Annotated in this window: 19 protein-coding genes; 7 read left to right on the top strand and 12 right to left on the bottom strand. The window is 61.5% G+C overall.

The window, feature by feature from the left end; genetic code table 11:
* The first annotated feature begins 357 nt into the window (after positions 1–357).
* From ABEH27_RS25170 to ABEH27_RS25145, 6 genes are all read left to right on the top strand, one after another.
* Positions 358–2001, top strand: a complete 1644-nt coding sequence (locus ABEH27_RS25170) for an acetolactate synthase large subunit (protein ID WP_346616164.1) — start codon at positions 358–360, stop codon at positions 1999–2001.
* 182 nt (positions 2002–2183) lie between these two features.
* The gene (locus tag ABEH27_RS25165) at positions 2184–2738 is read left to right on the top strand and encodes a UPF0149 family protein (protein WP_346616163.1); all 555 of its coding nucleotides are present in this window, start codon (positions 2184–2186) and stop codon (positions 2736–2738) included.
* A 129-nt stretch (positions 2739–2867) separates the two neighbouring features.
* Positions 2868–3491: a glutathione S-transferase gene (locus tag ABEH27_RS25160; RefSeq protein ID WP_346616162.1), complete on the top strand. Its 624-nt coding sequence runs from the start codon at positions 2868–2870 to the stop codon at positions 3489–3491.
* 27 nt (positions 3492–3518) lie between these two features.
* The gene (locus ABEH27_RS25155; RefSeq protein ID WP_346616161.1) at positions 3519–5549 is read left to right on the top strand and encodes a pyridoxamine 5'-phosphate oxidase family protein; all 2031 of its coding nucleotides are present in this window, start codon (positions 3519–3521) and stop codon (positions 5547–5549) included.
* Positions 5550–5670: 121 nt separating this feature from the next.
* Positions 5671–6567 carry a LysR family transcriptional regulator gene (locus tag ABEH27_RS25150; RefSeq protein WP_346616160.1) on the top strand — a complete coding sequence of 299 codons (897 nt, stop codon included), beginning with the start codon at positions 5671–5673 and terminating at the stop codon, positions 6565–6567.
* 190 nt (positions 6568–6757) lie between these two features.
* Positions 6758–8053 (top strand): MFS transporter, encoded by a 1296-nt coding sequence (locus ABEH27_RS25145; protein ID WP_346616159.1) that lies wholly within the window; start codon positions 6758–6760, stop codon positions 8051–8053.
* Between the two features lie 44 nt (positions 8054–8097).
* Here ABEH27_RS25145 and ABEH27_RS25140 read toward each other — a convergent pair whose 3' ends face one another.
* From ABEH27_RS25140 to ABEH27_RS25105, 8 genes are all read right to left on the bottom strand, one after another.
* Positions 8098–8967, bottom strand: coding sequence for an aldose 1-epimerase (locus tag ABEH27_RS25140; RefSeq protein WP_346616158.1), 870 nt, complete (start codon positions 8965–8967; stop codon positions 8098–8100).
* 23 nt (positions 8968–8990) lie between these two features.
* Entirely contained in the window at positions 8991–9911 is a 921-nt protein-coding gene (locus tag ABEH27_RS25135) for a DMT family transporter (protein WP_346616157.1), read from the bottom strand.
* Between the two features lie 149 nt (positions 9912–10060).
* On the bottom strand, positions 10061–11341 hold the full coding sequence (locus tag ABEH27_RS25130; RefSeq protein ID WP_346616156.1) for a TRAP transporter large permease: 1281 nt from the start codon (positions 11339–11341) through the stop codon (positions 10061–10063).
* Entirely contained in the window at positions 11342–11869 is a 528-nt protein-coding gene (locus ABEH27_RS25125) for a TRAP transporter small permease (protein ID WP_346616155.1), read from the bottom strand.
* Positions 11870–11936: 67 nt separating this feature from the next.
* Entirely contained in the window at positions 11937–12908 is a 972-nt protein-coding gene (locus tag ABEH27_RS25120; RefSeq protein ID WP_346616154.1) for a TRAP transporter substrate-binding protein, read from the bottom strand.
* A gap of 66 nt (positions 12909–12974) precedes the next feature.
* Positions 12975–13850, bottom strand: a complete 876-nt coding sequence (locus tag ABEH27_RS25115) for an SMP-30/gluconolactonase/LRE family protein (RefSeq protein WP_346616153.1) — start codon at positions 13848–13850, stop codon at positions 12975–12977.
* A gap of 25 nt (positions 13851–13875) precedes the next feature.
* Positions 13876–14682 carry an NAD(P)-dependent oxidoreductase gene (locus tag ABEH27_RS25110; protein WP_346616152.1) on the bottom strand — a complete coding sequence of 269 codons (807 nt, stop codon included), beginning with the start codon at positions 14680–14682 and terminating at the stop codon, positions 13876–13878.
* A gap of 219 nt (positions 14683–14901) precedes the next feature.
* Complete coding sequence (locus tag ABEH27_RS25105; RefSeq protein WP_346616151.1) at positions 14902–16140, bottom strand: OprD family porin; 1239 nt, start codon at positions 16138–16140, stop codon at positions 14902–14904.
* A 620-nt stretch (positions 16141–16760) separates the two neighbouring features.
* Between ABEH27_RS25105 and ABEH27_RS25100 the strand changes: the two genes are divergently transcribed.
* Complete coding sequence (locus tag ABEH27_RS25100) at positions 16761–17609, top strand: hypothetical protein (protein WP_346616150.1); 849 nt, start codon at positions 16761–16763, stop codon at positions 17607–17609.
* A 344-nt stretch (positions 17610–17953) separates the two neighbouring features.
* On the opposite strand, the gene ABEH27_RS25095 is transcribed toward ABEH27_RS25100, so the two are convergent.
* The 4 genes from ABEH27_RS25095 to ABEH27_RS25080 all read right to left on the bottom strand — a co-directional run bounded on the left by ABEH27_RS25095 (position 17954) and on the right by ABEH27_RS25080 (position 24225).
* Positions 17954–18256: a helix-turn-helix domain-containing protein gene (locus ABEH27_RS25095; protein ID WP_346616149.1), complete on the bottom strand. Its 303-nt coding sequence runs from the start codon at positions 18254–18256 to the stop codon at positions 17954–17956.
* Positions 18257–18545: 289 nt separating this feature from the next.
* On the bottom strand, positions 18546–19082 hold the full coding sequence (locus ABEH27_RS25090; RefSeq protein ID WP_346616148.1) for a Bro-N domain-containing protein: 537 nt from the start codon (positions 19080–19082) through the stop codon (positions 18546–18548).
* A gap of 423 nt (positions 19083–19505) precedes the next feature.
* A complete protein-coding gene (locus ABEH27_RS25085; RefSeq protein ID WP_346616147.1) occupies positions 19506–20756 on the bottom strand; it encodes a ribonucleotide-diphosphate reductase subunit beta in 1251 nt (416 codons plus the stop codon).
* 589 nt (positions 20757–21345) lie between these two features.
* Entirely contained in the window at positions 21346–24225 is a 2880-nt protein-coding gene (locus ABEH27_RS25080) for a ribonucleoside-diphosphate reductase subunit alpha (protein ID WP_346616146.1), read from the bottom strand.
* Positions 24226–25250: the final 1025 nt, after the last annotated feature.

Here is a 25250-nt window from a genome sequence, read left to right as displayed (position 1 = left end):
GAACTCAGTAGTGAAACGATGCATCGCCGATGGTAGTGTGGGGTTTCCCCATGTGAGAGTAGGTCATCGTCAAGATTCATTTCGCAAAACCCCTATCTGCGCGAGCAGGTAGGGGTTTTGTCTTTCCGATATTCGCACACCTTTCGCCAATCAAATATCTTTTGTCCGTCTTGTACCTGCGCAAAAGCGCTCAAGGGTGCGACAATTAATCCTGTTCGTTTACGTGACTTTGCCCTGCCCAAGCTGCGTCAAGGCTTAGGTTCGGGGCATCCTCGCGCCCGGACAGAGCGATGCCAGCGTGCCGTGCTGCGCATTTATGGACCTTCACCGTCCTATACAATTGAGGTTACAAGCAAGATGGCCAAGGCCGCCGATGTCGTTGTGCAATGCCTGGAAAACGAAGGTGTCGAGTATGTGTTCGGCATTCCGGGTGAGGAAAACCTCGACCTGCTGGAATCCCTGCGCAAGTCGAAGATCAAGCTGGTACTGACTCGCCACGAGCAGTCCGCGGGCTTCATGGCCGCCACCTATGGCCGCCTGACCGGCAAGACCGGCGTCAGCCTGTCGACCCTGGGCCCTGGCGCGACCAACCTGGTGACCGCCAGCGCCTACGCCTATCTCGGCGGCATGCCGATGATGATGATTACCGGCCAGAAGCCGATCAAGAAGTCCAAGCAGGGCCGCTTCCAGATCATCGACGTGTGCGGCATGATGGACCCCATCACCAAGTACACCCACCAGTTCGCCTCGGCCGACAACATCCCGGCCCGCATGCGTGAAGCGTTCCGCCTGGCCGAAGAAGAAAAGCCGGGTGCCGTGCACTTGGAACTGCCGGAAGACATCGCTGCCGAGCAGACCGATGCCATGCCGATCCCGCGCAGCCTGCACCGCCGTCCGCTGGCCGAGCACGTGGCCATCGAAGCCGCCATCGAGAAGCTGCGCACCGCGCGCAGCCCGATCCTGGTGATCGGCGCCGGCGCCAACCGCAAGATGACCGCCAAGGTCCTCAAGCAGCTGATCGACAAGACCGGCATCCCGTTCGTCACCACCCAGCTGGGCAAGGGTGTGGTCGACGAGCGCAGCCCGCGCTTCCTGGGCAACGCCGCGCTGTCGTCGGGTGACTTCGTGCACCGTGCGATCGAAGCGGCCGACCTGATCATCAACATCGGTCACGACGTGATCGAGAAGCCGCCGTTCTTCATGGTCCGTGGCGGCACCGAAGTCATCCACATCAGCTTCCGCTCCGCCGAAGTCGATGCCGTGTACTTCCCGCAGGTCGAAGTGATCGGCGACATCGCCAACGCCGTGTGGCAGATCGCCGAAGGCCTGGGCGACACCTCGCACTGGGACTTCACCCGCCTGATGGCCATACGTGAAGCCAACGAAGCGCAGATCGCCGAAGGCGGTGACGACGAACGCTTCCCGGTCTACCCGCAGCGCCTGGTCGCCGACATCCGTCGCGTGCTGCCGTCCGAAGGCATCGTCGCCCTGGACAACGGCATCTACAAGATCTGGTTCGCCCGCAACTACAAGGCGCACAAGCCCAACACCGTGCTGCTCGACAACGCCCTGGCGACCATGGGCGCCGGCCTGCCATCGGCCATGGCGGCGCACCTGGTGTACCCGGACCGCCCAGTGATTTCGGTGTGCGGCGACGGCGGCTTCATGATGAACAGCCAGGAGCTGGAAACGGCTGTACGCCTGGGCATGCACGTCACCGTGGTGATCCTGCGTGACGACGGCTACGGCATGATCCGCTGGAAGCAGGCCAACATGGGCTTCACCGATTTCGGCCTGGACTACGGCAACCCGGACTTCGTCAAATACGCCGAAGCCTACGGTGCCAATGGCCACCGTGTGGAAAGTGCCGAAGGCTTGCTGCCGCTGCTCGAGCACTGCATCAAGACCCCGGGCGTGCACGTGATCGACTGCCCGGTGGACTACAGCGAAAACGACCGCATCCTCAACAGCGAGCTGCGTGAGCGCGCGCTGGCGGTGTAAGGCTTAAAGCCCCCTGTTCGCGGGACAAGCCCGCTCCTACACGTCAGCATAGTTCTCAGGAACTGTGTAGTACGTGTGGGAGCGGGCTTGGCCCGCGAATGCTTTCGGCTAGGCAACATATCCCTCGATCCATTGCCCATGTGCTAGGGTGCAGGCAAATCTTCACCCCAGGACACCTGCACATGCTCCCCGCGCTCAGCGACAAAGAACTCGACCGCCTCGAAGACCTGCTGATCACCTACGGTAATGACTACTCGGTGCTCAATCTGGCCGAGCTCAACGGTTTCTTCACCGCCTTGGCCAGCTCCCCGGTCAGGATCAACCCCGAGCAATGGCTACCGTCGGTTGCCGGTGGCAAGGTGCCGAAATTCAAGAAGCCTGCCCATGAAGAAGCCTACACCGCGCTAATGCTGCGCTATGCCCACCAGGTGGCGGAACAGCTGGCGGATGACCTAGAGGGGTTCGAGCCGCTGTTCGAACAGAGCGAAGCCGAAGAGGGGCCGGCAGTCATCATGGAAGAGTGGTGCTTCGGTTATATGCGCGGTACCCAGGTCGCAGCATGGGGTGAGCTGCCTGCGCAGCAGGACCAACTGCTCAAGGCCATTTCCCTGCATGGCCTGGAGGACAACTTCGAATTGCTCGATACCATGAGTTTCGCTGAGCTACAGGCGTGTGTGCCGCAGGTGGTCGAGGCGGCCAAGGGTTTGTACCGGTACCAGAAGCAGCAACGCCATTGATCTGCCTCGAGTCATTATTTCGCCTGGCGAAATTATGATCTCCCCTGCGCGCTGATTCTGCTGACCGCCGAATCAGCGCAGCATGTGTTCCAGCAGCACCACCCCGGTGCCACCCCTGGAGCGCAGACCATGATCAAACTCTACAACTTCCCCAAGTCCGGCCATGCCCACCGCATCGAGCTGATGCTTTCACTGCTCAACCTGCCCACCGAACTGGTCTTCGTCGACCTGGCCAAAGGGGCGCACAAGCAGCCGGAATTTCTCGCCATCAACCCGTTCGGCCAAGTGCCTGTGATCGATGACAACGGTACTGTCATCGCCGACTCCAACGCCATCCTCGTCTACCTCGCGAGTACTTACGACAAAAGTGGAAAGTGGCTGCCCCATGACCCGCTTGCCGCCGCCCGCGTGCAACGCTGGCTGTCGGTTGCTGCCGGGCCCGTTGCTTTCGGCCCTGCTGCCGCTCGCCTGGTCACGGTGTTCGGCGCCTCGTTCAACACCGACGAAGTCATCGGCCGTGCCCACAGCTTGCTCAAGGTGATGGATGCCGAACTGGCCAAGACGCCGTTCCTGGTGGGCAGTGAGCCAACCCTCGCCGACGTTGCCAACTACTCCTATATCGCCCACGCCCCCGAGGGCAATGTCTCGCTGGACCCGTACCCCAATGTACGTGCCTGGCTGGCACGTGTCGAAGCGCTGCCCGGCTTCGTCGCCATGCCACGTACCGCCGTGGGCCTGCAAGCCAGCGCCTGAGCCGCCACCCCATCGAGGAACGCCGCCATGCAAGAACTACCAGACCCTCGTACTTCCCCTTGGCACGCTGGCGAGAAACGGCTGCAGGAACAGGCCGGTGTGGCGGAACGCATGGAGGTGTTCGGGCAGAAGGTCATTCGTGACTACATGCCCGACCAGCACCGCGATTTCTACCGGCAGCTGCCGTTTCTGGTTGCAGGTGCCGTGGATGCGCACGGCAAACCGTGGGCGACGCTCCTCGAAGGCCCGGAAGGCTTCATCAGCTCGCCTGACCCGCAGCAATTGCTGATCGACGCTGCCCTCGTCAGCGACGACCCGGCAACCCCAGGTCTGGTGGCAGGCGGGGCGATCGGCCTGCTCGGGATCGAGCTGCACAGCCGGCGCCGCAACCGTATCAATGGGCTGATCCGGCAGGCGTCCGGCAGCCAGCTGGCGGTGGCAGTGGAGCATGCCTTCGGCAACTGCCCGCAGTATATCCAGCAGCGCGCCTACACCCGTGTCGATGAACCGGCGCAAGGGCGGCTGGACTCGGTAGAGCTGGCTGACCATGCGGTGGAAATGATCGAGCAGGCCGACACGTTCTTCGTCGCCAGCTACGTCGACCACGCCGATGGCCATCGCTCGGTGGACGTCTCGCACCGGGGTGGCAGGCCTGGGTTCGTGAACGTCGAGGGTAATCGCCTGACGATCCCTGACTATGCTGGCAACCTGCACTTCAATACCCTTGGCAACCTCCTCGAGAACCCGCAAGCGGGCTTGTTGTTCGTCGATTTCAGCAACGGTGATGTACTGCAGGTGACCGGGCGTGCCGAGGTGGTGCTCGACAGCCCGTTGATCAAGGCCTTCGAAGGTGCCGAGCGGTTGTGGACGCTTGACGTCGAACACGTGGTGCTGCGCCGTGCGGGCGTGTCACTGCGCTGGGCATTTCAGGAGTACGCGCCGACCAGCCTGATGACCGGCACCTGGCGTGAGGCCGAGCAACGCCTGCAACAAGCCGAGCGGCAGCGCCAGTGGCTGAAATGGCGGGTAGAGCGGGTGGAGCAGGAAAGCCGTGATATCCGGTCGTTCTACCTGGCTGCAGATGCCCCGGTGACGTTCGCCCCGGGTCAGCATATTCCTGTGCGTCTGCCGCTGGGGGGCGACATGCCGTCGATTCGTACCTACAGCCTTTCTTGCGCGCCGTCGGACGGCCACCTGCGCATCAGCGTCAAGGCCCAGGGCCCTGCGTCACGTTACTTGCATGAGCAAGTCGGGGTAGGAGACATGCTCGAAGTGCGCCTGCCCATGGGCAGCTTCACCCTGCATGATGACAGTGACAGGCCCATCGTATTGATTGGCGCGGGCGTGGGCATAACCCCGCTGATTGCCATGCTGCGTGAGCAGTTGGCCAAGCGTCAGGGCCGGCGTATTCACCTGTTTCACGGTGCTCGCAGCCTCGCCGAGCTGCCTTTCCAGCAGGAGTTGAGCGACCTGCGCCAGCAGGCCGGCGGCCTGTTGAGCGTGCATCGTTCGCTGAGCCAGCCAGAGCCCGACGCTGTTCAGGGGCGCGACTACGACCATGCCGGCCGCCTCGGTATCGGGCAGGTCAAGGCCACCCTGGCGCTGGATGACTACGACTTCTACCTGTGCGGCCCAGCCAGCTTCACGCAAGACTTCTACGAGGGGCTGCGCGCAGTGCACGTTCCGGATGCGCGCATCCATGCCGAAGCCTTCGGCCCGTCGACGCTCAGGCGGCATACCGACGATAACCAGCCCACGCTCAAGCAGCCGCCTGCAGCCAGCGAACCGGTGCCGGTGTACTTTGCCAGTTCTGCTAAAGAAGCGCGTTGGGCGCCGGGCAGCGGCACCTTGCTGGAGCTTGCCGAGGCCCGAGGGCTGTCGCCGGATTTCAGCTGCCGTGGGGGTTCGTGTGGCACCTGCAAGACGAAGGTGGTGAGTGGTCAGGTGCATTACCCGAACCCGCCTGCCGAACTGCCGGAAAGCGGTACGGCACTGATCTGCTGCGCGGTGCCTGCCCAGGCAGAGGAGGGTGTGCAAGCGCTGGTGCTGGAGCTTTGATGTTGCCTTTGCCGGCTTCACCGCGGGCAAGCACGCTACTACGCGCGATGACGCCGGCAAAGCCAGCACAAAACCTGCAGATAACCGATAATCCCCCCACCCACGATGCCCAGGAGCCGGCATGGACCAGATTCACCTGATGAAGGTGTTCGTCGCCGTTGGCGAGCTGGAAAGCTTCGCCGCTGCAGCCCGCCGCCTGGACATCTCGCCTGCGGCGGTCACGCGCGCCGTCAGCGCCCTGGAAGACCAGCTCGGGGTCAAGCTGCTGCTGCGTACCACCCGCAGCGTGCGTGTGACCGAGGCGGGTGGGCGCTACCTGGAAGACACCCGCCATATCCTCGCCAGCATCGCCGAGGCCAACGAGGCCGCCGCCGGCATCAATGCCACGCCCAAAGGCGAACTGGCGGTGACCGCGCCGATCCTGTTCGGCAAGAAGTTCGTCATGCCCTGCATCGTGCGCTACCTGCAGCAATACCCCGACGTGGATGTGTCGGCGTATTTTCTCGACCGCATCGTCAACCTGGTCGAGGAGGGCATGGACGTGGCCGTGCGCATCGGCCCGCTGCCTGATTCCGGCCTCAAGGCCCTGCGCGTAGGCAAGGTGCGGCGCATGCTCTGCGCCTCACCTGCCTACCTGGCGCGGCATGGCGTGCCGCAGCACCCCTCGGACTTGCCGGAGCATGCGGTGATCGCCACCACCAACTTGTCCCCACGTGCTGGCTGGCGGTTCGGGGTGACCGACGAACCGACCATGGTGCGCATGAAACCGAGGCTCACCGTGACCAGCAACGACGGTGCGATCGCGGCGGCGGTGGGTGGGTTGGGGATTGCCCGGCTGCTGTCTTACCAGGTGGTCGACGAAATCGCCAACGGCCAGTTGCAGGTGATCCTTGCCGAGTACGAGGAGGCGCCGTGGCCGATCCATGTGCTGCACCGGGAGAGCAAATACGGCTCGGCCAAGGTGCGCGCGTTTGTCGACCTGCTGGCGCAGGGCCTGCGCGCTCAGTCGCTGGATTAAGTCGTACTACATCTGCTCGCCATAATCCGGTGATTTCCCCGCGAAACACCGATGGAGTCGTTGTTGAGTAATTTATGTTGTACGACGACCTATGACGTGGCAATCTTCGCCTGAAATAATTTGTCTCAATTAGCCCTGCCGGCGCTTGAGGCAATCACCCGCACCTCTAAAAATAATATTCAGGTGAACCATGAAGATGAAAGGCATCCGTTGGTGGATGGTCAGCCTTGTCACGGCTGGGCTCGTCGTCAACTACCTCGCCCGCAACACCTTGTCGGTGGCTGCCCCCACCTTGATGACCGACCTGTCCATCAGCACCGAGCAATACGCCAAGATCGTCGCTGCCTGGCAGGTGTGCTACGCCCTCATGCAGCCTATCGCCGGCTGGTTCATCGACTTCATAGGCACCAAGCTGGGCTTCGCCGTCTTCGCCATGGCGTGGTCAGTGGCCTGCGCCGGCGCGGCATTGGCGACCGGCTGGCAGAGCATGGCGTTCATGCGCGGCCTGTTGGGGATGACCGAAGCGGCCGGCTTGCCCGCCGGCGTCAAGGCCACCACCGAGTGGTTCCCGGCCAAGGAGCGTTCGGTGGCCATCGGCTGGTTCAACATCGGCTCATCGTTGGGGGCCTTGCTGGCGCCGCCATTGGTGGTCTGGGCAATCCTGCACAGCGGCTGGCAACTGGCCTTTGTCATCGTCGGGGTATCCGGCATCGTCTGGACCGTGCTGTGGATGCTGTTCTACAAGCACCCACGCGATCAGAAACGCCTGAGCGCGCAAGAACGTGACTACATCCTTTCCGGCCAGGAAGCGCATTTCAAGGAAGAGAAACGTGAGAAGGGCGCCTGGAAACGCATCTTCAAGACCCGCAACTTCTACGCCATCGCTTCGGCGCGCATCCTTTCGGAGCCGGCCTGGCAGACCTTCAATGCCTGGATCCCACTGTACCTGATGACCGAGCGGCACATGAACATCAAGGAGGTGGCGATGTTTGCCTGGCTGCCGTTCCTCGCAGCAGACATCGGTTGCGTGCTTGGCGGTTACCTCAGCCCGCTGTTCCACCGCTACTTCAAGGTGTCGTTGTTCACCTCGCGCAAGATGGTGTTGGTGTTCGGTGCCAGCTGCATGATCGGCCCAGCATGCATCGGCCTGGTGGAAAGCCCGTACACCGCGATCCTGCTGCTGTGCATCGGCGGCTTCGCGCACCAGACGCTGTCGGGGGCGCTGTACTCGATCACCTCGGACTCGTTCAGCAAAGACCAGGTGGCGACGGCCACCGGTATGGGCGGTATGTGCGGGTACCTGGGGGCGGCGGTATTTACCCTGGTGTTCGGCATTCTGGTGACGCAGATCGGCTATAGCCCGCTGTTCGTGGTGCTGGCAGCGTTCGATATCGTTGCGGCAGTGTTGGTCTGGAAGGTGGCGCGGGAGGTGCGGAGCGAGTCGCCTGCGCGCCCGGCTGTGGCCAGTCGCGAAGTCCTGGTTTGAGCTTGAGAGAAGGGCTGCTTTGCAGCCCCTCGCAGGCAATCCGTTCAAAGCGCCCGGTACACCATCGTGAACCCCAGGCTCATCTCCTCGCCCTGTTGCAGCAACCGCAACCCGGGTCGCCCAGGCAGGTGATGCGCATTGATCGGATGGCTGACCGGCTCAAAGCAAAAGAACGGCTTGCCCTGCGGGCAGAACAACAGGAAATGCTCGGTACCACTGGCACTGCACTCCAGCTGATAACCCGCACTGGGCTGCTCGATCACGCAATGTCCGGGCCACCCGCCGAATGCATGATCGACCACGGTCGTCGGCAGTGGGCCGGGTGCGTCGAAGGTCCAGCCCTGAGGAATCTCTGCCTGATACGAAGGCAGCTGCCCCTCTTCGGCCAGCCACACATGCCGCGCCGTTGCCCGCAGACGCGTGTCGGGATAGCGCGGAAAGTAAGGGTGCAACCCCAGCCCATACCAGGTGGCGGCTTCATCCAGATGCGTCACGTGCAGGTCAAGCCTCAGGCACCCGTCGTGCAAGTGCACATCCAAGACGGCTCGATAGGTAAACGGCAGCTTGCTGTGGAGCATCAGCCGGGCACGGCGCGCACTGTGGTGGTCCACCTGCCAGGATTGCTGCCAGGCAGTACCATGGATCGGGTAGGGGTCGTGCGCGGTATTGGGCGCCAACGGCAGCCAACCTTCGGGCCGCACGAAGCCTCCCTCGGCGATGCGGTTGGACCAGGGCGCCAACGGGTAGCACCCCAGCTGTCGCGGGGTACCGCTGGCCAGGGCAGCCTGATCGCTATGGCGCAGCAGGGCTTGCCCGGTGGCCATGACCTCCCAATTGACCAAGCTGGCGCCCAGTTCGGGTGCGAGCGTGAGCCGGGTCAGGCGGTCTTGCAAGTGCAGTTGGGTGACAGCCATCGAGGGCTCCTTTCAGAATGGGCTCAGCTCGCCCGGCGGTAGGTCAGCAGGACGATGCCGCATACCACCACGGCACCGCCTAGCAGTTGCACGCCGCTGAGCTGCTGGTCGAGCAACGCCCAGCCCAGCAGCAATGTGGCGATAGGTTCGACATTCATCACCGGTGCGTTTTGCGCCATGTTCAGCCGCGGCACGCAGACGAACAGCAAGGTGAAGGCCACGCCATACAACACCACCAGGCTGGCCAAGGCCGCCCAGCCACTGCCACTGGCGGGCAACGCCAGGCCAGACGGCATGACCCCGCTGGCCCCGGCCACCAGCATGCTGGCGAACACGATCAGCAAGGTCAGCAGGCTGCGCACCGGGCCGCGCACGGCCGCCAGTTTGTGGTCGGTGATCCACAGCGCGCAGGCGAACACGCAGGCGGCGCAGAACGCCAGGCTCACGCCCAGCAGCCAGTGCGGGTTGGCCTCGCCATTGCTGCCCAGGTGCGCCGGTACGTCCAGCGCCAGTACCAGGCCACACAGGATCAGGCCCATGAACAGCACGGTGTGGCCGGTGGGGCGGGCGCCGCCGAGCGCCCAGGTGAGCAGAGCCAGCAGCATCGGGAAGGTGTTGCCCACCAGCAGCGCCAAGGCTACCGGGATGCGCGCCACCGCCGAGTACAGGCACAGGCTCTGGGTAGCGATCAGCAGGCCGAGCAGCAGTTGCCAGCGTCGCGCACCGGTTGGCAGGCTCAGCGGCTGGCGCTGCCACAGTACCAGGCTGGCCAGCACCAGAAAGGTGATACCGGAGCGGCAGAGGATCGCCAGCAGCACGCCTGTGTCGTCATCGAAGGCAATGCGCGCGGCGATGTGGTTGCCGGCGAACGAGCAGGCCAGCAGCGCCAGCAGCGCGACCGCCAGCTTGCGCGGGAAAAGTGAGGTAGAAACAGCGACAGCCATGTGCAGGGTCCATTTGCAGGGGGCTGCTGCGCAGCCCATCGCAGGCAAGCCAGCGCCTACAGGTTTCGCACAATCCATCAGCTCGGCGTTGTACCTGTGGGAGCCGGCTTGCCGGCGATGGGCCGCATAGCGGCCCCAGATTAGGTCTGTTACAACACCACGCTCGGCAGCCACAGCGAGATCGCCGGGATGTAGGTCACGGCCATGAGCACCAGGAACAGCGCCAGGTAGAACGGCAGCAGCGCCTTCACCGTGGCCTCGATGCTCACCTTGCCGATCGCCGACCCGACGAACAGCACCGCACCCACCGGTGGGGTGATCAACCCGATGCCGAGGTTGACCAGCATGATCATGCCGAAATGCACCGGGTCCACGCCGATGCCGTTGATCACCGGCAGCAGGATCGGGGTGAGAATCAGGATCAGCGGCGCCATGTCCATCACCGTGCCCAGCAGCAGGAGCATGAAGTTGATGCACATGAGGATCACGTAACGGTTGTCCGAAAGCGTCAGAAACGCCGTGGTGATCTTCGACGGGATCTGCATCAAAGTCATCACGTAGCCGAAGCTGGCGGCAAAGCCGATCAAAATCATCACGATCGAGATGGTGCGCACCGTGCGGTGCATCAACTTGGGCAGGTCGCGCCACTTGTAGTCGCGGTAGATGAACATGGTCACGAAGAACGACCACACCACCGCCACGGCGGCCGACTCGGTAGCGGTGAACACGCCCGAGAGGATACCGCCGAGGATGATCACCATCGCCATCAGGCCCCACAGCGCTTCACCGGCAATCTTCAGCGCCTGGCGCAGTGGGATCACCTCGCCCTTGGGGTAATCGCGCTTCTTCGCGAAAATCAGGCACAGCCCCATCATCACCGCGCTCAACAGCAGCCCCGGCATGACCCCGGCCATGAACAGCGAAGCGATCGACACCGTGCCGCCCGCTGCCAGCGAGTACAGCACCGAGTTGTGGCTGGGCGGGGTCAGCAGCGCCTGCACCGAGCCGCTGACGGTCACCGCAGTGGAGAACTCGCGCGGGTAGCCCTTGCGCTCCATTTCCGGGATCAGCACCGAACCCACCGACGCGGTATCGGCCACCGACGAGCCGGAGATCGCCCCGAAGAAAGTCGAGGCCATGATGTTGACCAGCGACAGCCCGCCGCGCACGAAGCCCACCAGCACCCCGGCAAAGGCCACCAGCCGCCGCGACATACCGCCCTCGGCCATGATCGCACCGGCCAGCACGAAGAACGGGATCGCCAGCAGCGAAAACTTGTTAACCCCACTGGCCACCTGGATCATCATCGCTTGCAGCGGAATGTCGATCCACCAGGCGCCAATCAGCGCCGACAGGCCCAGCGCATAAGCCACCGGCATGCCGATGAGGATGAGCACGATGAAGCTGCCCAACAGAATGAACGCATCCATTTACGCAGCTCCTTCGTTTTCTTCCACCAGGTCGAAGCGCACCACCTTGCGGTTGCTCTGATCGCCCAGCAGGAGTTTTTCCAGCACGAAAATCAGTGTCAGCACGCCACCGAGCGGGATTGGCGCGTAGGTCATGCCCACCCGCACGCCCGGTAAAGAAGCCAGCGACTGGTTCCAGGTGGTGAGGCACAGCTTGGTGCCGTACCAGGTCATGAACACGCACACCAGGATCATCAGCAGCTGCACCAGCAGGGCGACCAGCTGGCGCTGCAGCGGTGGCAGGCGGTCGGTGATCATTCCAACCGCCATGTGTGCCCCGGCGCGGTAGCTGGCGGCGGCGCCGACGAAGGTAAACAGCACCATCAGCAGGATCGACACCGGCTCCGGCCAGCTGGAACCGGTGCCCAGCACGTAGCGGGCAAAGATGCCCCAGGGGATGATCAGCGACATGGTCAGGATCGACAGGCCGGCAACCCAGATACAGCCGCGGTACAGCGTGTCGTTGACGCGCAGAAAAAGCGTTTTCATAGGCATCACCAAAGCGGCAGGGCGACGGGCGTCGCGCTGCCGAGGTCATCTTGGAAGGGGGCCGGTGTTACTGGACCGCGTCGATACGCTTCATCAAGTCGGCATACTGCGCGCCGTACTTCTCGCGCACCGAGGCAGTGGCGTCATAGAACGGCTTCTTGTCGACAGCGATGAACTCAACGCCAGCGGCCTTGAGCTTCTCTTCACTGGCCGCGGACTTGGCGTCCCACAGCGCGCGCTCCTCCATCTGCGCTTCGCGGGCGACTTTCTTCACCAGCACCTGCTGCTCAGGGGTGAGCTTGTTCCAGGTGGTCTTGGACATCACCACCGGCTCCGGCAGGATCAGGTGGCCGGTGAGGGTGTAGTACTTGGCGCTCTGGAAGTGGTTGTGCTCGAGCAGGGTCGGCGGGTTGTTTTCGGCGCCGTCGATTACGCCGGTCTGCAGTGCGCTGAAGATCTCGCCGGTGTCCATGGCGATGCCGTTGCCGCCCATGGCGTTCATCATGTCGATGAACAGCGGGTTGCCCTGTACGCGGATCTTCATGCCCTTGAGGTCTTCAAGGCTGCGCACCGGTTTTTTGGTGTAGATGCTGCGCGAGCCGCCGTCCATCCAGGCCAGGGCCACCAGGTTGAATTCGGAGTTGGTGATCTTGTCGAGGATCTCCTGGCCGATGTCGCCATCGATGATCTTGCGCATGTGCTCATGGTCGCGGAACACGAACGGCATGTTGAACACGTTCACGTCCGGCACCACCGGGCCGACGATCCCCAGGCTCACGCGGGTCATCTGCACCGCGCCGATCTGCGCCTGCTCGATGACTTCCTTCTCCGAGCCGAGTACGCCACCGGCGAACATCTTGAAGGTGATTTCGCCATTGCTGGCGGCTTCAAGCTTCTTGCCCATGTTCTGTTCGGCGACCACGGTCGGGTAGCCGGCCGGATGAATCTCGGCGAACTTGATGTCCAGCGCGTGGGCTGGCAGGGCGAGGCTGAAAGCGAACGGGAGTGTGGCAAGAAGCAGCTTGCGTTTGAAGGTCATGATGAAACTCCGTGTTTTTTATTATCTGGTTTCGGTCGTGTCAGTGCAGGTGCGGCAGTGTCGTGTTCACCCTCGGTAGGCAGGCTCCTCCAGGCCTTTGACGCCAAGCTCGAAGGCGAATACCCCACCCGCCAGCGGCTGATCGGAAAGGTCGACCCCCGCAGGGCGAATCGAGGTAACGAACAAGGTGTCCAGGTTGGCGCCGCCGAAGGCGCACATGGCGGGCTTTTTCACCGGTACGTTGAGCGAGCGGTCGAGCCGGCCGTCGGGGGTGAAGCGGTGGATCTGGCCGGCGTCGTTGCCGCAGATCCAGTAGCAGCCATCCTGGTCGATGGCGGCGCCGTCAGGGCGGCCGGGGAAGGCGCGCATGTCGACGAACAGCCGCTTGTTGTACGGTGTGCCGCTGTCGATGTCGTAGTCGAACACCCAGATCTTCTGCACATTGGGGTGCGAGTCGGACAGGTACATGCGAGTGCCATCGGGGCTGAAGGCCAGGCCGTTGGGCACGATCATGCCATCCTGTTGCAGGTGCAACTGCCCTTCGCCGTCGTGGCGGTACAGCGCACCCACGTGGGCGCCTTGGGGCATGTCCATCAACATCGTCCCGGCCCACAGGCGGCCCTGGCGATCGCAGCGCCCATCGTTGAAGCGCATGCCGCTCTGGGCATGGTCCACGGACGTCAGCAGGCGGCTGTCGAGGCTGCCATCGGCTTTGGCTTCGAGCTGGAAGATGCCGCTTTCCATACCGGCAACCCAGCCATTTTCGGTACGGGCGATGCAGGCGAGCATCTCGTCACCCAGCCAGGTCTGGTGGGCACCATCCTGCCAGCGATGCAGCTGGCGGGCGGGGATGTCGACCCAGTACAGGGCCTGTTCGGTGGGGTGCCACACGGGGCTTTCGCCGGTGCCGTTGCGGGCGTCGACGATCAGTTCGCAGTTCATGGCAGTGCCTCCTGGCGCGCAGGTGTCAGTTGAACGGTCCGGCCACGGCGAAGGCGCCGCCCTGATAGACCATGCTCGGGTCATCGGCGGCTGGCGCCGGCTGGGCCTCTACCGCTTCGCGGAACACTTCGGAGGTGTCCTTTGGCACGTAACCCAGGTGCTCGGCGTGGCGGTTGTCCCACCACACGGTGCGGTTGTCGGAGGCGCCGTAGACGATGGTGTGGCCGACATCTGGCGTGAACAGCCCGCGTTCGATCAGTTGCACCAGGTCGTCGTAGCTCAGCCAGGTGCAGAGCATCCGTGGGTTCTGCGGCTGCGGGAAGGACGAGCCGATGCGGATACTGACGGTCTCGATGCCATAGCGGTCGAAGTAGAAGCTGGCGACGTCCTCGCCGTAGCATTTGGACAGCCCGTAGTAGCTGTCGGGGCGGCGCGGGGAGTGGGCGTCGATGCGCTCGTCCTGGCGGTAGAAGCCGATGGTGTGGTTGGAGCTGGCGAAGATGATGCGCTTGACCCCATGCTTGCGCGCCGCCTCGTAGACGTGGAATACGCCACAGATGTTGGGGCCGAGGATGTCTTCGAAGGCGTGTTCGGTGGAGACACCGCCGAAGTGGATGATGGCGTCGACGCCTTCCACCAGGGCATGTACCGCTGCCTTGTCGGCGAGGTCGCAGGCCACGACCTCTTCATGCGGGCCCGCGGCGGGCGCCATCGGGCTGATATCGGAAAGGCGCAGTACCTCGGCGTAACCTTGCAGGCGTTCGCGAAGGACCTTGCCCAGGCCGCCTGCGGCTCCGGTGAGCAGCAGGCGATTGAGGGGGGTAGTGGTCATGGCCGGCTCTATTTGTTAGTTGTTGTAAGTTGTCGTATGACTTTGCTGATTATCGGTAGCGGCTTCCGGAGTTGTCAATGTTAATTCTGTGACCCTGATGGCCTCATCCCCAGCAAAGCGGCGCCCACGCTGCCCTACTCAATCCATGAGCTTGCGCAATAACCTGTGGGAGCTGGCTTGCCTGCGATGGGCCGCGACGCGGCCCCAAGGCTTACGCCATTACAACAACGACAACGGGTAGTTGAAGATCAACCGGTTCTCGTCGAACTCGTTATTGCTGTAATCCCGCCGAATGCTCGAATTGCGCCACTTCACGCTCAGGTCCTTGAACGGCCCGCTCTGGATCACATACCCCAGCTCCGACTCGCGTACCCACTCCTTGCCATCGGTCACCGCCCCGGTGTGTACGTCCTGCCCGCTGATGTAGCGGTTCATCAAGGTCAGCCCCGGCACGCCCAAGGTGACAAAGTTGAAGTCATGTCGTACCTGCCACGAGCGCTCGTTGGCGTTGTCGAAGCTTGAGTTGTAGCTATCGTTGGCCAGCGTTCCGCCGCTGGTGCCGTTGACCCGCATCCAGGTATCGCCATCGACCTTCTGCAGGCCCACCCAGAAGGTGTTACCGCCATATCTGGCCGAGAACATCCCCGAATATGTCTTGTTGTCCAGCTTCCCGGCCTTCTCGGAGCCGTCCTCGCCCCCATGGAAGTAGCCCAGGTTGGCGCCAAAGGTCCAGCTGCCCACCGGCTGGCTGTGGGTCAGTTGCAGGTACTGCTGCTCATACACGTCCTTGAGCACCGCATTCCACAGCCCGACCAGCGTGCGGTCCTGGTTGAACTTGTACTCGCCGCCAACAAAGTTGAACCGGTCCGACACCCCCCCGCCGTAACTCATGTCCTCCATGCTCGCGTCGTTGCGCGGGCTGTTGCCACGGAACTGCCCGCCATACAGCGTCAGCCCGGCAACTTCGCTGGACGTCACCTGCCCACCGCGGAAGGTTTGCGGCAGCGAGCGGCCATCGTCGGAGCGCAGGATCGGCAGCACCGGCATCCATTCGCCAATCTTCAGTTCGGTCTTCGAGATCCGCGCTTTGCCCGCCACCGCCAGGCGCCCGTAATCATCCGCCGGCCGCCCATCGTCATGCCGCGGCAACAGCGCGGTGCCGTAAGTGCCGCCACCGCCATCGAGCTTCACCGACCACAACCCCAGCACATCCACACCGAACCCGATCGGCCCTTCGGTAAAGCCCGAACGCGCATCGAGAATGAAGCTTTGCGTCCACTCTTCGGCCTTGCTCTGCGGGTTGCTGGGGTTGGTGAAGTTACGGTTGATGTAGAAGTTGCGCAGGCCCAGGGTGGCCTTGCTGTCCTCGACGAAGCCTGCGGCCAGGCTGGCGCCTGGCAGGCCCGCAATCACGCCGGCACCCAGCAGGGCAAAGGGGAGGGTTTGGCAGATTTTCATTATTGTTGTGCTCCACAAAAAGGGTGTGGCAGCCCGTCCACCGGGCACGCGCAAGCGGCCTGCAGCAGGGGCGGGTGGGTAACGGGCCCGTCTGGGCCAGGGAGGGTGAAGCGGGGTTACGGCACTAGGTGGCCGTGAGTGATTGCGTGGGGGAAAGCGAAAGGCGAGGGTGTAGCGCGATTGATGTCGACATGGCAGATCATCCGCTGATTGTTGTTCTTGTTATGTGTTGTCGTACAACTGTGGCGATTTTTTAGCAAGCGCAGACGGTAATGTCAACGCCTTTAGAGGCGACAGCTCCTGGGGCAGCACCTTTTTGAGATGCATATTGCATCAACAGAAGCTCTAGCCTGGGCATCACCCCTTCTTCAAAGAGATACTACGACTAAAGTCGGTGTTAAGGGAGTTGATTGCCAGGTAACTCCAGAATTTTGTGTATTAGGAGCGGATTAGGGGGTTAAGACACGTCATGTTGGATTTAGGACGCGGCGAGATAGTAAAACGCCTCTGTAAGCGTCTGCGTACCGAGCGGACCCACGTCCCCATGAACCATTGATAAAACTACATGTCTTACTGCCACTATCGACATGACGTCATTCCACACGCAAGGAGGCTCCACCATGCAATCCACCCCACCCACGTCCACCGGTAACCTGCTGGGCACCTATGGCTACGGCAAGGCGCTGATCATCAGCATGCTCATCCTGGGCAGCATCTTCCTCGGCTTGGCCGCTTTCGTCGGGTACCTGAGCGTCGCCAGCGACCTGCAATTCAACGGACCCAAGCAAATCTTCTACTTCACCGTCGCCTTGTTGGCCGTGCTCGGGCTGAGCATGTTTGCTCTGGCCCTGTGGCAGATAAAGCTGCGCAAAGCGCGTTACGAGGTCTACGAAAAAGGCATCTGCCAGATCATCGGCAGCGAACGTGACTACGTGCCATTCAGCGAGATGAATGACTTGTACCTGTTCGCCTCTGGCCAGACAGCCTTCGCAGGCCTCACCAACAACCTGGCTTATCGGCGCAACGCAAGCGAGCCTTTCCGCCGGGTCAATCCGCACCTCAAGGGCCTGTTCGCCTTTATCGAACAAGTGCGCGACCAGTATCTGAACGAACGGCTGCCAGCGGTATACGCCACGCTTCAAAATGGTGGCGGGGTGCAGTTCAACTATCTCGACACCAAACAGGTATGGAGCAAGCGGATCAGTGGCGACTTCTTCAACGTCACCACCAAGCCCCTGACCGTCACCCGCGACGCGCTTGATATCGATGGCCACAAGGTCTCGTTGAGCAGCCTGGCCAATGTCGATCTCAATCAGTGGACCGAGTTGGTCGTTATCAAGGACGAGAGCGGCCAAACACTGCTGTCGACCGTGGGTAACGGGATCATGAGCTTTGACCTGTTCCTCAATACCCTGCACAACCTGCTAGACGCACCGCAAGCGCAGGCGGACAACGCCGTCACTGCCTGACGCTAGGTATCAGGAGCCGCTTGGCGGCTCCTGATTAAGTTAAGCTGAATGGAAGCGCTGCGAGAGGGTTTGGCGTCTCCGCCAACCGGCCTTATACTCATCTACGGCCTCGCCCTAGACCACGCGACTGGCTTGTTCCATGTCGGGCACACTTCTGCCCCTTGTCGGCGAGGGCGAGGCCTCTTCCTTATCCAGTTGTCCCCCCGGTTGACAATCGAATACTGTGCATGCAGGTCATTCAGGGGCTGTAGACGAACTCATCCACACCCTTTTTCCACGGTAAGGGGCCGAGCGCGGTGACCTCAAGCGATCCGGGTTGCTGATGTAGATGTACAGTGAAGGCATTAGAAATCATCCTCTGAGATACGCTTGAGCCGCACGCGATGCTCTGTGGTGTAGGGCGCGGGGGAGGTCTCTGGGATTTCTCTGAAGACATCTTCAAGCAGTCCGAGATGCCACAGTGCGGTCATATAGCTGCGCATTTCCACGGTAGGCGTACCTGCTTCGATTTTGCTCAGCGTGGTGATGGATAGGCCGGATTGAGCTGCAAGATCCTTCTGACGGAATCGGCGTTCTAGCCGTCTGGTTTTGATCAAAAGCCCGATTTTTGTCAGTCGGTCGGTACACATCAAGGGGAAAGCCTGCATTTTAAGACCTTCTATAAGCGTTCTTATCGTAGATAAGTGTGGCTATAGCACTGCTTATATGTGCTGAAAAACCGGAGTGACTGGATACCTAACCGAATGTATGGGCCGACGAATCATGGATGCTACGTCTTCCACTGGGTTCTGCAGCGCATTCGAGGTAGGCAGCGAGCCCCTAGGATTTCAGCATTTAACGCCTCTATAAGCATCCTTAAGTGGCTTAAGCATGCTTATAGAGGCTTTTATGAAGAGCGTTTATCGGCATCCGCTACGTGGCGCTCACAGCAACTCTTTAGACGCCATGCATGCGCAACGCCCGCTGCGCGCACTCGCGCCAGCTCATCTTGCGCTTCGCCATCGGCAGCTGTCCGGTCGCTTCCCCCGCCATCATTACCGGCATATCCCGCATCCGAACCCAGGGCTCACTTTGCCAATACAACAGCGTCGCCGTACGCCCGCCTGGCCAACACATCTGACCAAGTCGCGGCACATCCTCGAACGCTGCCGCCTGCCCATCGCGCAGCACGCCCACCACCTCATGCGTCAGCCACCAGCGCAGATGACGGTTCTCCGGAATGTGATGATGCGCCAATAAGGTGTAGGCCCCGGATTCGCTGATCATCATGGTCTCTTGACACTGCCCATAGCGCAGCAGCTGCACGTTGCGGTACTGGTCCGGGTCGAGTTTGCGAACGCAATGTTCATCGAAGAAGCGAGCGCTCAGTCGGCCGAGTTCGTGCGCGCAGAACCAGGCTTGGGATTCGAGCCAGAGGGTGTGGAGGGGGCGGTTATGGCGGGTGAAGAGGGTGGATGAGTAGTATTTGTCCATGATTGGCCTTCCGAAGCTAGGAGAGCCGTTACTTACGGGAACGGGAACCCGCTGCGTGAGCGTTTCTTAGGCGCTTCTGAAGAGTATTCCCGTGCTTTCCCACAAACAACCCTATACAGAAACCGATTATTTCAATATGTTAAATCTTACCGCTGATTACATTGGGAACGGTTGACAATATATATAGTCAAAAACTTTGAGATAATTTGGGGGCTGAGTCGTAAGTCGTCGAGGGGAGTCAAGCTTTGTTTTGATTTCATATGCTGTTGAGGTTCCGTTGAAAATTGCTAGATCAACAATGGAATCTTCAATTGGACGCTCTACGGCGAAGTTTTTGGTTTTGGGTGCACACCTTCAAGTTTTTGACGGATACCTAAAAAGTAAAGGCCGCCAAATGGCGGCCTTCCTGGCACTGCGGAAGCTTTAGTCCCAGCTCAACGCCCCACCCGTCTGATACTCGATCACACGCGTCTCAAAGAAGTTCTTCTCTTTCTTCAAGTCCATGATCTCGCTCATCCACGGGAACGGGTTGGTGGTCCCTGGGTACTCTTCCTTCAGGCCAATCTGGGTCAGGCGACGGTTGGCGATGAACTTGAGGTAGTCCTCCATCATTGCGGCGTTCATGCCCAGTACGCCGCGTGGCATGGTGTCACGGGCGTATTCGATCTCCAGCTGGGTCCCTTGCAGGATCATCTGGGTCGCTTCTTCCTTCATCGCCGCGTCCCACAGGTGCGGGTTCTCGATCTTTATCTGGTTGATCACGTCGATGCCGAAGTTCAGGTGCATCGACTCGTCACGCAGGATGTACTGGAACTGCTCGGCCACGCCGGTCATCTTGTTGCGGCGGCCCATGGAGAGGATCTGGGTGAAGCCGCAGTAGAAGAAGATGCCTTCCAGCACGCAGTAGTAGGCGATCAGGTTGCGCAGCAGCTCTTTGTCGGTCTCGACGGTGCCGGTGTTGAATTCCGGGTCGGAGATGGCGCGGGTGTACTTCAGGCCCCAGGCGGCTTTCTTCGCGACCGACGGGATCTCGTGGTACATGTTGAAGATCTCGCCTTCATCCATGCCCAGCGACTCGATGCAGTACTGGTAGGCGTGGGTGTGGATCGCCTCTTCGAAGGCCTGGCGCAGGATGTACTGGCGGCACTCCGGGTTGGTGATCAGTCGGTACACGGCCAGGGCCAGGTTGTTGGCAACCAGCGAGTCGGCGGTGGAGAAGAAGCCCAGGTTACGCATCACGATGCGGCGCTCGTCTTCGGTCAGGCCGTCCTGGCTCTTCCACAGGGCGATGTCGGCGGTCATGTTGACCTCTTGCGGCATCCAGTGGTTGGCGCAGCCATCGAGGTACTTCTGCCAGGCCCAGTCGTACTTGAAGGGCACCAGCTGATTGAGGTCGGCGCGGCAGTTGATCATGCGCTTTTCGTCAACGGCAACACGGGCTGCGGAGCCTTCCAGCTCGGCCAGGCCTTCGGCGACGTCGAGGGCATCGAGGGCGGCCTTGGCGCGCTTCACGGCGTCCGAGTCAGCTGCGGTGGCCGCACGGGCTTCCAGGGCGGCGGCACCGCCGGCGCTGTCGAGCTTGTCGAGGGTGGCGGCAGCGGCGGCTTGCGCAGGGGTGTTGCTTTTGGCGGCGACTTCGCCGTCTTCGTTATCGAATTCGTCCCAGCTCAGCATGGTTTGGCTCCTGCTTGAGGGTTGCACGTGGCAACCGGTTGGATTTTGAGGTGATGCCTGTACTGCGCAAGACCCATCAGGCGTTACGGCAGGCAGTGAGAGCGGGCTCTCGTCACATTTGAAGTTGTTCGAGTCAGCGCTTGTCCTACCCTCGAGCGAGGGGCCAAGGCGCCTGAAAGCTGTACGGCCACGATAAAACGTGCGGTCTGGGCAAGCGGCGCTTGCGTCTCGCAGTCGATCATTAGCTCAACCCTTTTTGGGGGCGCGAAGTATACCGGAATTCAGGGTGGATCGGGGCGGCGCAAAAGCCATGCGAAGGTAATTTTTCGACCGGCATTGCGTGCTTCCGTTCACCTGAAACCTGTTGTTTCAAACACGGATGTGAGTCTAGCCGTAAATGAGATCTGATCCTATATCTTGTGTGATTTTTTTTTATCGGCACAGCATATGGTGTTTTGATCTCGGTCAGCACCTATCGGTAGTGGTGCGTGTAACGGCCGCGTGCGGCCTTTTCTTGAGGCAAAAAAATACCGCCTCAACCCCCCGAAGGCGGTTGAGGCGGCATGGTCACCTCAGCGGTGCGAAAGCCTTACTGGCAGGCTTCGCAATCCGGCTCGTCGATCGCGCAAGCCTTCGGCACTGGCGCTGGGCCGGCGGCCTGGGCCGGGGCGCTGTCGCCGCCGCTGGAAACGGCGTTGAGCTTGCCGGTGTTGATGGTCGACTTCTCGGTGCTGGTCGCGGCCAGGGCACGGAGGTAGTAGGTGGTTTTCAGGCCACGGTACCAGGCCATGCGGTAGGTCACGTCCAGCTTCTTGCCCGAGGCGCCGGCGATGTACAGGTTCAGCGACTGAGCCTGGTCGATCCACTTCTGGCGACGCGAGGCAGCATCGACGATCCACTTGGTTTCGACTTCGAACGCGGTGGCGTACAGGTCTTTCAGCTCTTGCGGGATACGCTCGATCTGCTGCACCGAACCGTCGTAGTACTTCAGGTCGTTGATCATGACCGAGTCCCACAGGCCGCGGGCTTTGAGGTCGCGAACCAGGTACGGGTTGATCACGGTGAACTCGCCCGACAGGTTCGATTTCACGTACAGGTTCTGGTAGGTCGGCTCGATGGACTGCGACACGCCAGTGATGTTGGCGATGGTCGCGGTCGGCGCGATGGCCATGATGTTCGAGTTACGAATACCTTTCTGTACGCGGGCACGGACCGGCGCCCAGTCCAGGGTCTCGTTCAGGTCGACGTCGATGTACTTCTGGCCACGCGCCTCGATCAGGATCTGTTGCGAATCCAGCGGCAGGATGCCTTTGGACCACAGCGAACCCTGGAAGGTCTCGTAGGCGCCGCGCTCGTCGGCCAGGTCGCAGGAGGCCTGGATGGCGAAGTAGCTGACCGCTTCCATCGACTTGTCGGCGAACTCGACGGCAGCGTCGGAACCGTAGGCGATGTGCTGCAGGTACAGTGCGTCCTGGAAGCCCATGATGCCGAGGCCGACCGGACGGTGCTTGAGGTTCGAGTTACGCGCTTGCGGTACCGAGTAGTAGTTGATGTCGATCACGTTGTCGAGCATGCGCACGGCGGTGTTAACGGTGCGTTGCAGCTTGGCGGTGTCCAGCTTGCCGTCGACGATGTGGTTCGGCAGGTTGATCGAGCCCAAGTTGCAGACCGCGATCTCGTCCTTGTTGGTGTTCAGGGTGATCTCGGTGCACAGGTTCGAGCTGTGTACCACGCCTACGTGCTGCTGCGGCGAACGCAGGTTGCACGGGTCCTTGAAGGTCAGCCATGGGTGGCCGGTCTCGAACAGCATCGAGAGCATCTTGCGCCACAGGTCTTTGGCCTGGATGGTCTTGAACACCTTGATCTTGTTGTATTCGGTCAGGGCTTCGTAGTACTCGTAGCGCTCTTCGAAGGCCTTGCCGGTCAGGTCGTGCAGGTCTGGCACTTCCGACGGCGAGAACAGGGTCCACTTGCCGTCATCGAAGACGCGCTTCATGAACAGGTCAGGGATCCAGTTGGCGGTGTTCATGTCGTGGGTACGACGACGGTCATCACCGGTGTTCTTGCGCAGCTCGATGAATTCTTCGATGTCCAGGTGCCAGGTTTCCAGGTAGGCACACACAGCGCCTTTGCGCTTGCCACCCTGGTTGACGGCAACGGCGGTGTCGTTGACCACTTTCAGGAACGGCACGACGCCCTGGGATTTACCGTTAGTGCCCTTGATGTAGGAGCCCAGTGCACGCACAGGGGTCCAGTCGTTGCCCAGGCCACCGGCGAATTTCGACAGCATGGCGTTGTCGTGGATCGCGTGGTAGATGCCCGACAGGTCGTCTGGCACGGTGGTCAGGTAGCAGCTCGACAGCTGCGGGCGCAGGGTGCCGGCGTTGAACAGGGTCGGGGTCGAGGCCATGTAGTCGAAGGACGACAACAGGTTGTAGAACTCGATCGCACGGGCTTCTTTTTCTTTCTCTTCCAGCGCCAGGCCCATGGCCACACGCATGAAGAACACCTGTGGCAGCTCGAAGCGCACGCCATCCTTGTGGATGAAGTAGCGGTCGTAGAGGGTTTGCAGGCCCAGGTAGGTGAACTGCTGGTCGCGCTCGTGGTTGATCGCCTTGCCCAGTTTTTCCAGGTCGAAGTCGGCCAGGGCCGGGTTCAGCAGTTCGAATTCGATACCTTTGGCGACGTAGGCCGGCAGGGCCTTGGCGTACAGGTCGGCCATCTCGTGGTGGGTGGCGCTGTCGGCAACGCTGAGGAAGCCCAGGCCTTCGGCACGCAGGGTGTCCATCAGCAGGCGGGCAGTCACGAACGAGTAGTTCGGCTCGCGCTCTACCAGGGTACGGGCGGTCATCACCAGGGCGGTGTTGACGTCCTTGATGGCCACGCCGTCGTAGAGGTTTTTCAGGGTTTCGCGCTGGATCAGGTCGCCATCGACTTCGGCCAGGCCTTCGCAGGCTTCGCTGATGATGGTGTTCAGGCGCGCCATGTCGAGCGGCGCCAGGCTGCCGTCGGCCAGGGTGATGCGGATGCTTGGGTGCGGCTCGACCACGGCGTCGGTGTTGGCGCGGGTGGCGCGCTCTTTGGCGCGTTGGTCGCGGTAGATCACGTAGTCACGGGCGACCTTTTGCTCGCCAGCGCGCATCAGGGCCAGTTCGACCTGGTCCTGGATTTCTTCGATGTGGATGGTGCCACCCGATGGCATGCGACGCTTGAACGTGGCGGTGACCTGCTCGGTCAGGCGCGCGACGGTGTCGTGGATGCGCGACGAGGCAGCGGCGGTGCCGCCTTCAACTGCGAGGAACGCCTTGGTGATGGCCACGGTGATCTTGTCGTCGGTGTAGGCGACGACAGTGCCGTTGCGCTTGATCACGCGCAGTTGACCCGGAGCGGTGGCAGCCAGATCCTGGTTGGAATCGGCGGCCTGCGGCGCTTGGGCCTGCGGGTTCTCGCGAGTTGTGTCGGTTTGCATGGGTGGGTGTCTCCACAGTTTCTATATTGTTCAGGCGCCTTTTGGGCGCCCACCGTTCCGTCCACTTGCTCGATGGCCCGGGCGGGGATGCGGCATGCGCACGCATCCGCCCGCTCGGGCTTACCGACTTCGGGACAGACTCAGGAATAAGGGGCAATAGCTTGCCGCTCCCTGGCCGAAGTCAAAGGTTCTGGGCCAAAGCCCGAAAACCGGTGCTGATGAGTACCAGGCGTTGCCTGCAACACTCATACCCGAACAATGCCCAGAGGGCTTGCCTCGGTCGCCTCCGCAGGAGCGGTTTGGCTGCTGAAATCACCTGAAGTTCAGCCAGAAAAATTGCTTGAATTCGACTGCTGACTTGTGTTTGTGATTTTTGCACGAAACCCAACATCTAGTGGTTCGCTGCGCTGGAGATACAAGATAATGCGGTATCGGGGGGTTTGCAAGGCGAGCGCCTGTGGATAACGTGTGTGTACTTTGTGAATGAATAGTGGGTATTCGCTGTAGGCCTTGTGCCAAGTGGTTTGCAGTATTTTTTTCGGGCTCGCTGCACCACGGCAGAATTTTCAGGGCGCGAACCCTAGCACAAAAAACGGTTCAGTCGGAGGTGTTGGGGCAGGTTGGCAGTGGCTGGGGGGGGACGTAGTATCTGAGGGAGTGAAGGGTGCTTGTCGATAGAGTGTCGGCGTTCTCAAGATCGAGCGCCGCCCGCGCGGCGCATCGCGAAGCGCTTGCCTTGAGATCTTCAGCGCCTTTGAGATCGAGCGCCGCCCGCGCGGCGCATCGCGGGCAAGCCCGCTCCTACATTTGTTGCAACGTGCCATTCCAGTCAGGCCATGGTTGTCCGCCTTGGCGCATGACTGAAGACAGGTGAGGCGGCAGCTGTGCCAGCCGAAAAATCTCGTCGAGCCACCAAGGCTAACAACTATGGCCTATCAGGCCATGGCACGTTGCAACAAATGTAGGAGCGGGCTTGCCCGCGATGCGCCGCGCGGGCGGCGCTCGATCTCAAGGGCGCTGAAGAT

This window comes from Pseudomonas sp. P39-UII1 (assembly GCF_039672635.1).
In the GTDB taxonomy this organism is placed as follows: domain Bacteria; phylum Pseudomonadota; class Gammaproteobacteria; order Pseudomonadales; family Pseudomonadaceae; genus Aquipseudomonas.
The sequence above is the reverse complement of the archived record's forward strand: the minus strand, read 5'-3'. Positions and strand labels throughout refer to the sequence as shown.

Coding starts and splice junctions, on each gene's coding strand:
- ABEH27_RS25170 (WP_346616164.1), top strand. CDS start 358: ATGGCCAAGGCCGCCGATGTCGTTGTGCAATGCCTGGAAAACGAAGGT.
- ABEH27_RS25165 (WP_346616163.1), top strand. CDS start 2,184: ATGCTCCCCGCGCTCAGCGACAAAGAACTCGACCGCCTCGAAGACCTG.
- ABEH27_RS25160 (WP_346616162.1), top strand. CDS start 2,868: ATGATCAAACTCTACAACTTCCCCAAGTCCGGCCATGCCCACCGCATC.
- ABEH27_RS25155 (WP_346616161.1), top strand. CDS start 3,519: ATGCAAGAACTACCAGACCCTCGTACTTCCCCTTGGCACGCTGGCGAG.
- ABEH27_RS25150 (WP_346616160.1), top strand. CDS start 5,671: ATGGACCAGATTCACCTGATGAAGGTGTTCGTCGCCGTTGGCGAGCTG.
- ABEH27_RS25145 (WP_346616159.1), top strand. CDS start 6,758: ATGAAGATGAAAGGCATCCGTTGGTGGATGGTCAGCCTTGTCACGGCT.
- ABEH27_RS25140 (WP_346616158.1), bottom strand. CDS start 8,967: ATGGCTGTCACCCAACTGCACTTGCAAGACCGCCTGACCCGGCTCACG.
- ABEH27_RS25135 (WP_346616157.1), bottom strand. CDS start 9,911: ATGGCTGTCGCTGTTTCTACCTCACTTTTCCCGCGCAAGCTGGCGGTC.
- ABEH27_RS25130 (WP_346616156.1), bottom strand. CDS start 11,341: ATGGATGCGTTCATTCTGTTGGGCAGCTTCATCGTGCTCATCCTCATC.
- ABEH27_RS25125 (WP_346616155.1), bottom strand. CDS start 11,869: ATGAAAACGCTTTTTCTGCGCGTCAACGACACGCTGTACCGCGGCTGT.
- ABEH27_RS25120 (WP_346616154.1), bottom strand. CDS start 12,908: ATGACCTTCAAACGCAAGCTGCTTCTTGCCACACTCCCGTTCGCTTTC.
- ABEH27_RS25115 (WP_346616153.1), bottom strand. CDS start 13,850: ATGAACTGCGAACTGATCGTCGACGCCCGCAACGGCACCGGCGAAAGC.
- ABEH27_RS25110 (WP_346616152.1), bottom strand. CDS start 14,682: ATGACCACTACCCCCCTCAATCGCCTGCTGCTCACCGGAGCCGCAGGC.
- ABEH27_RS25105 (WP_346616151.1), bottom strand. CDS start 16,140: ATGAAAATCTGCCAAACCCTCCCCTTTGCCCTGCTGGGTGCCGGCGTG.
- ABEH27_RS25100 (WP_346616150.1), top strand. CDS start 16,761: ATGCAATCCACCCCACCCACGTCCACCGGTAACCTGCTGGGCACCTAT.
- ABEH27_RS25095 (WP_346616149.1), bottom strand. CDS start 18,256: ATGCAGGCTTTCCCCTTGATGTGTACCGACCGACTGACAAAAATCGGG.
- ABEH27_RS25090 (WP_346616148.1), bottom strand. CDS start 19,082: ATGGACAAATACTACTCATCCACCCTCTTCACCCGCCATAACCGCCCC.
- ABEH27_RS25085 (WP_346616147.1), bottom strand. CDS start 20,756: ATGCTGAGCTGGGACGAATTCGATAACGAAGACGGCGAAGTCGCCGCC.
- ABEH27_RS25080 (WP_346616146.1), bottom strand. CDS start 24,225: ATGCAAACCGACACAACTCGCGAGAACCCGCAGGCCCAAGCGCCGCAG.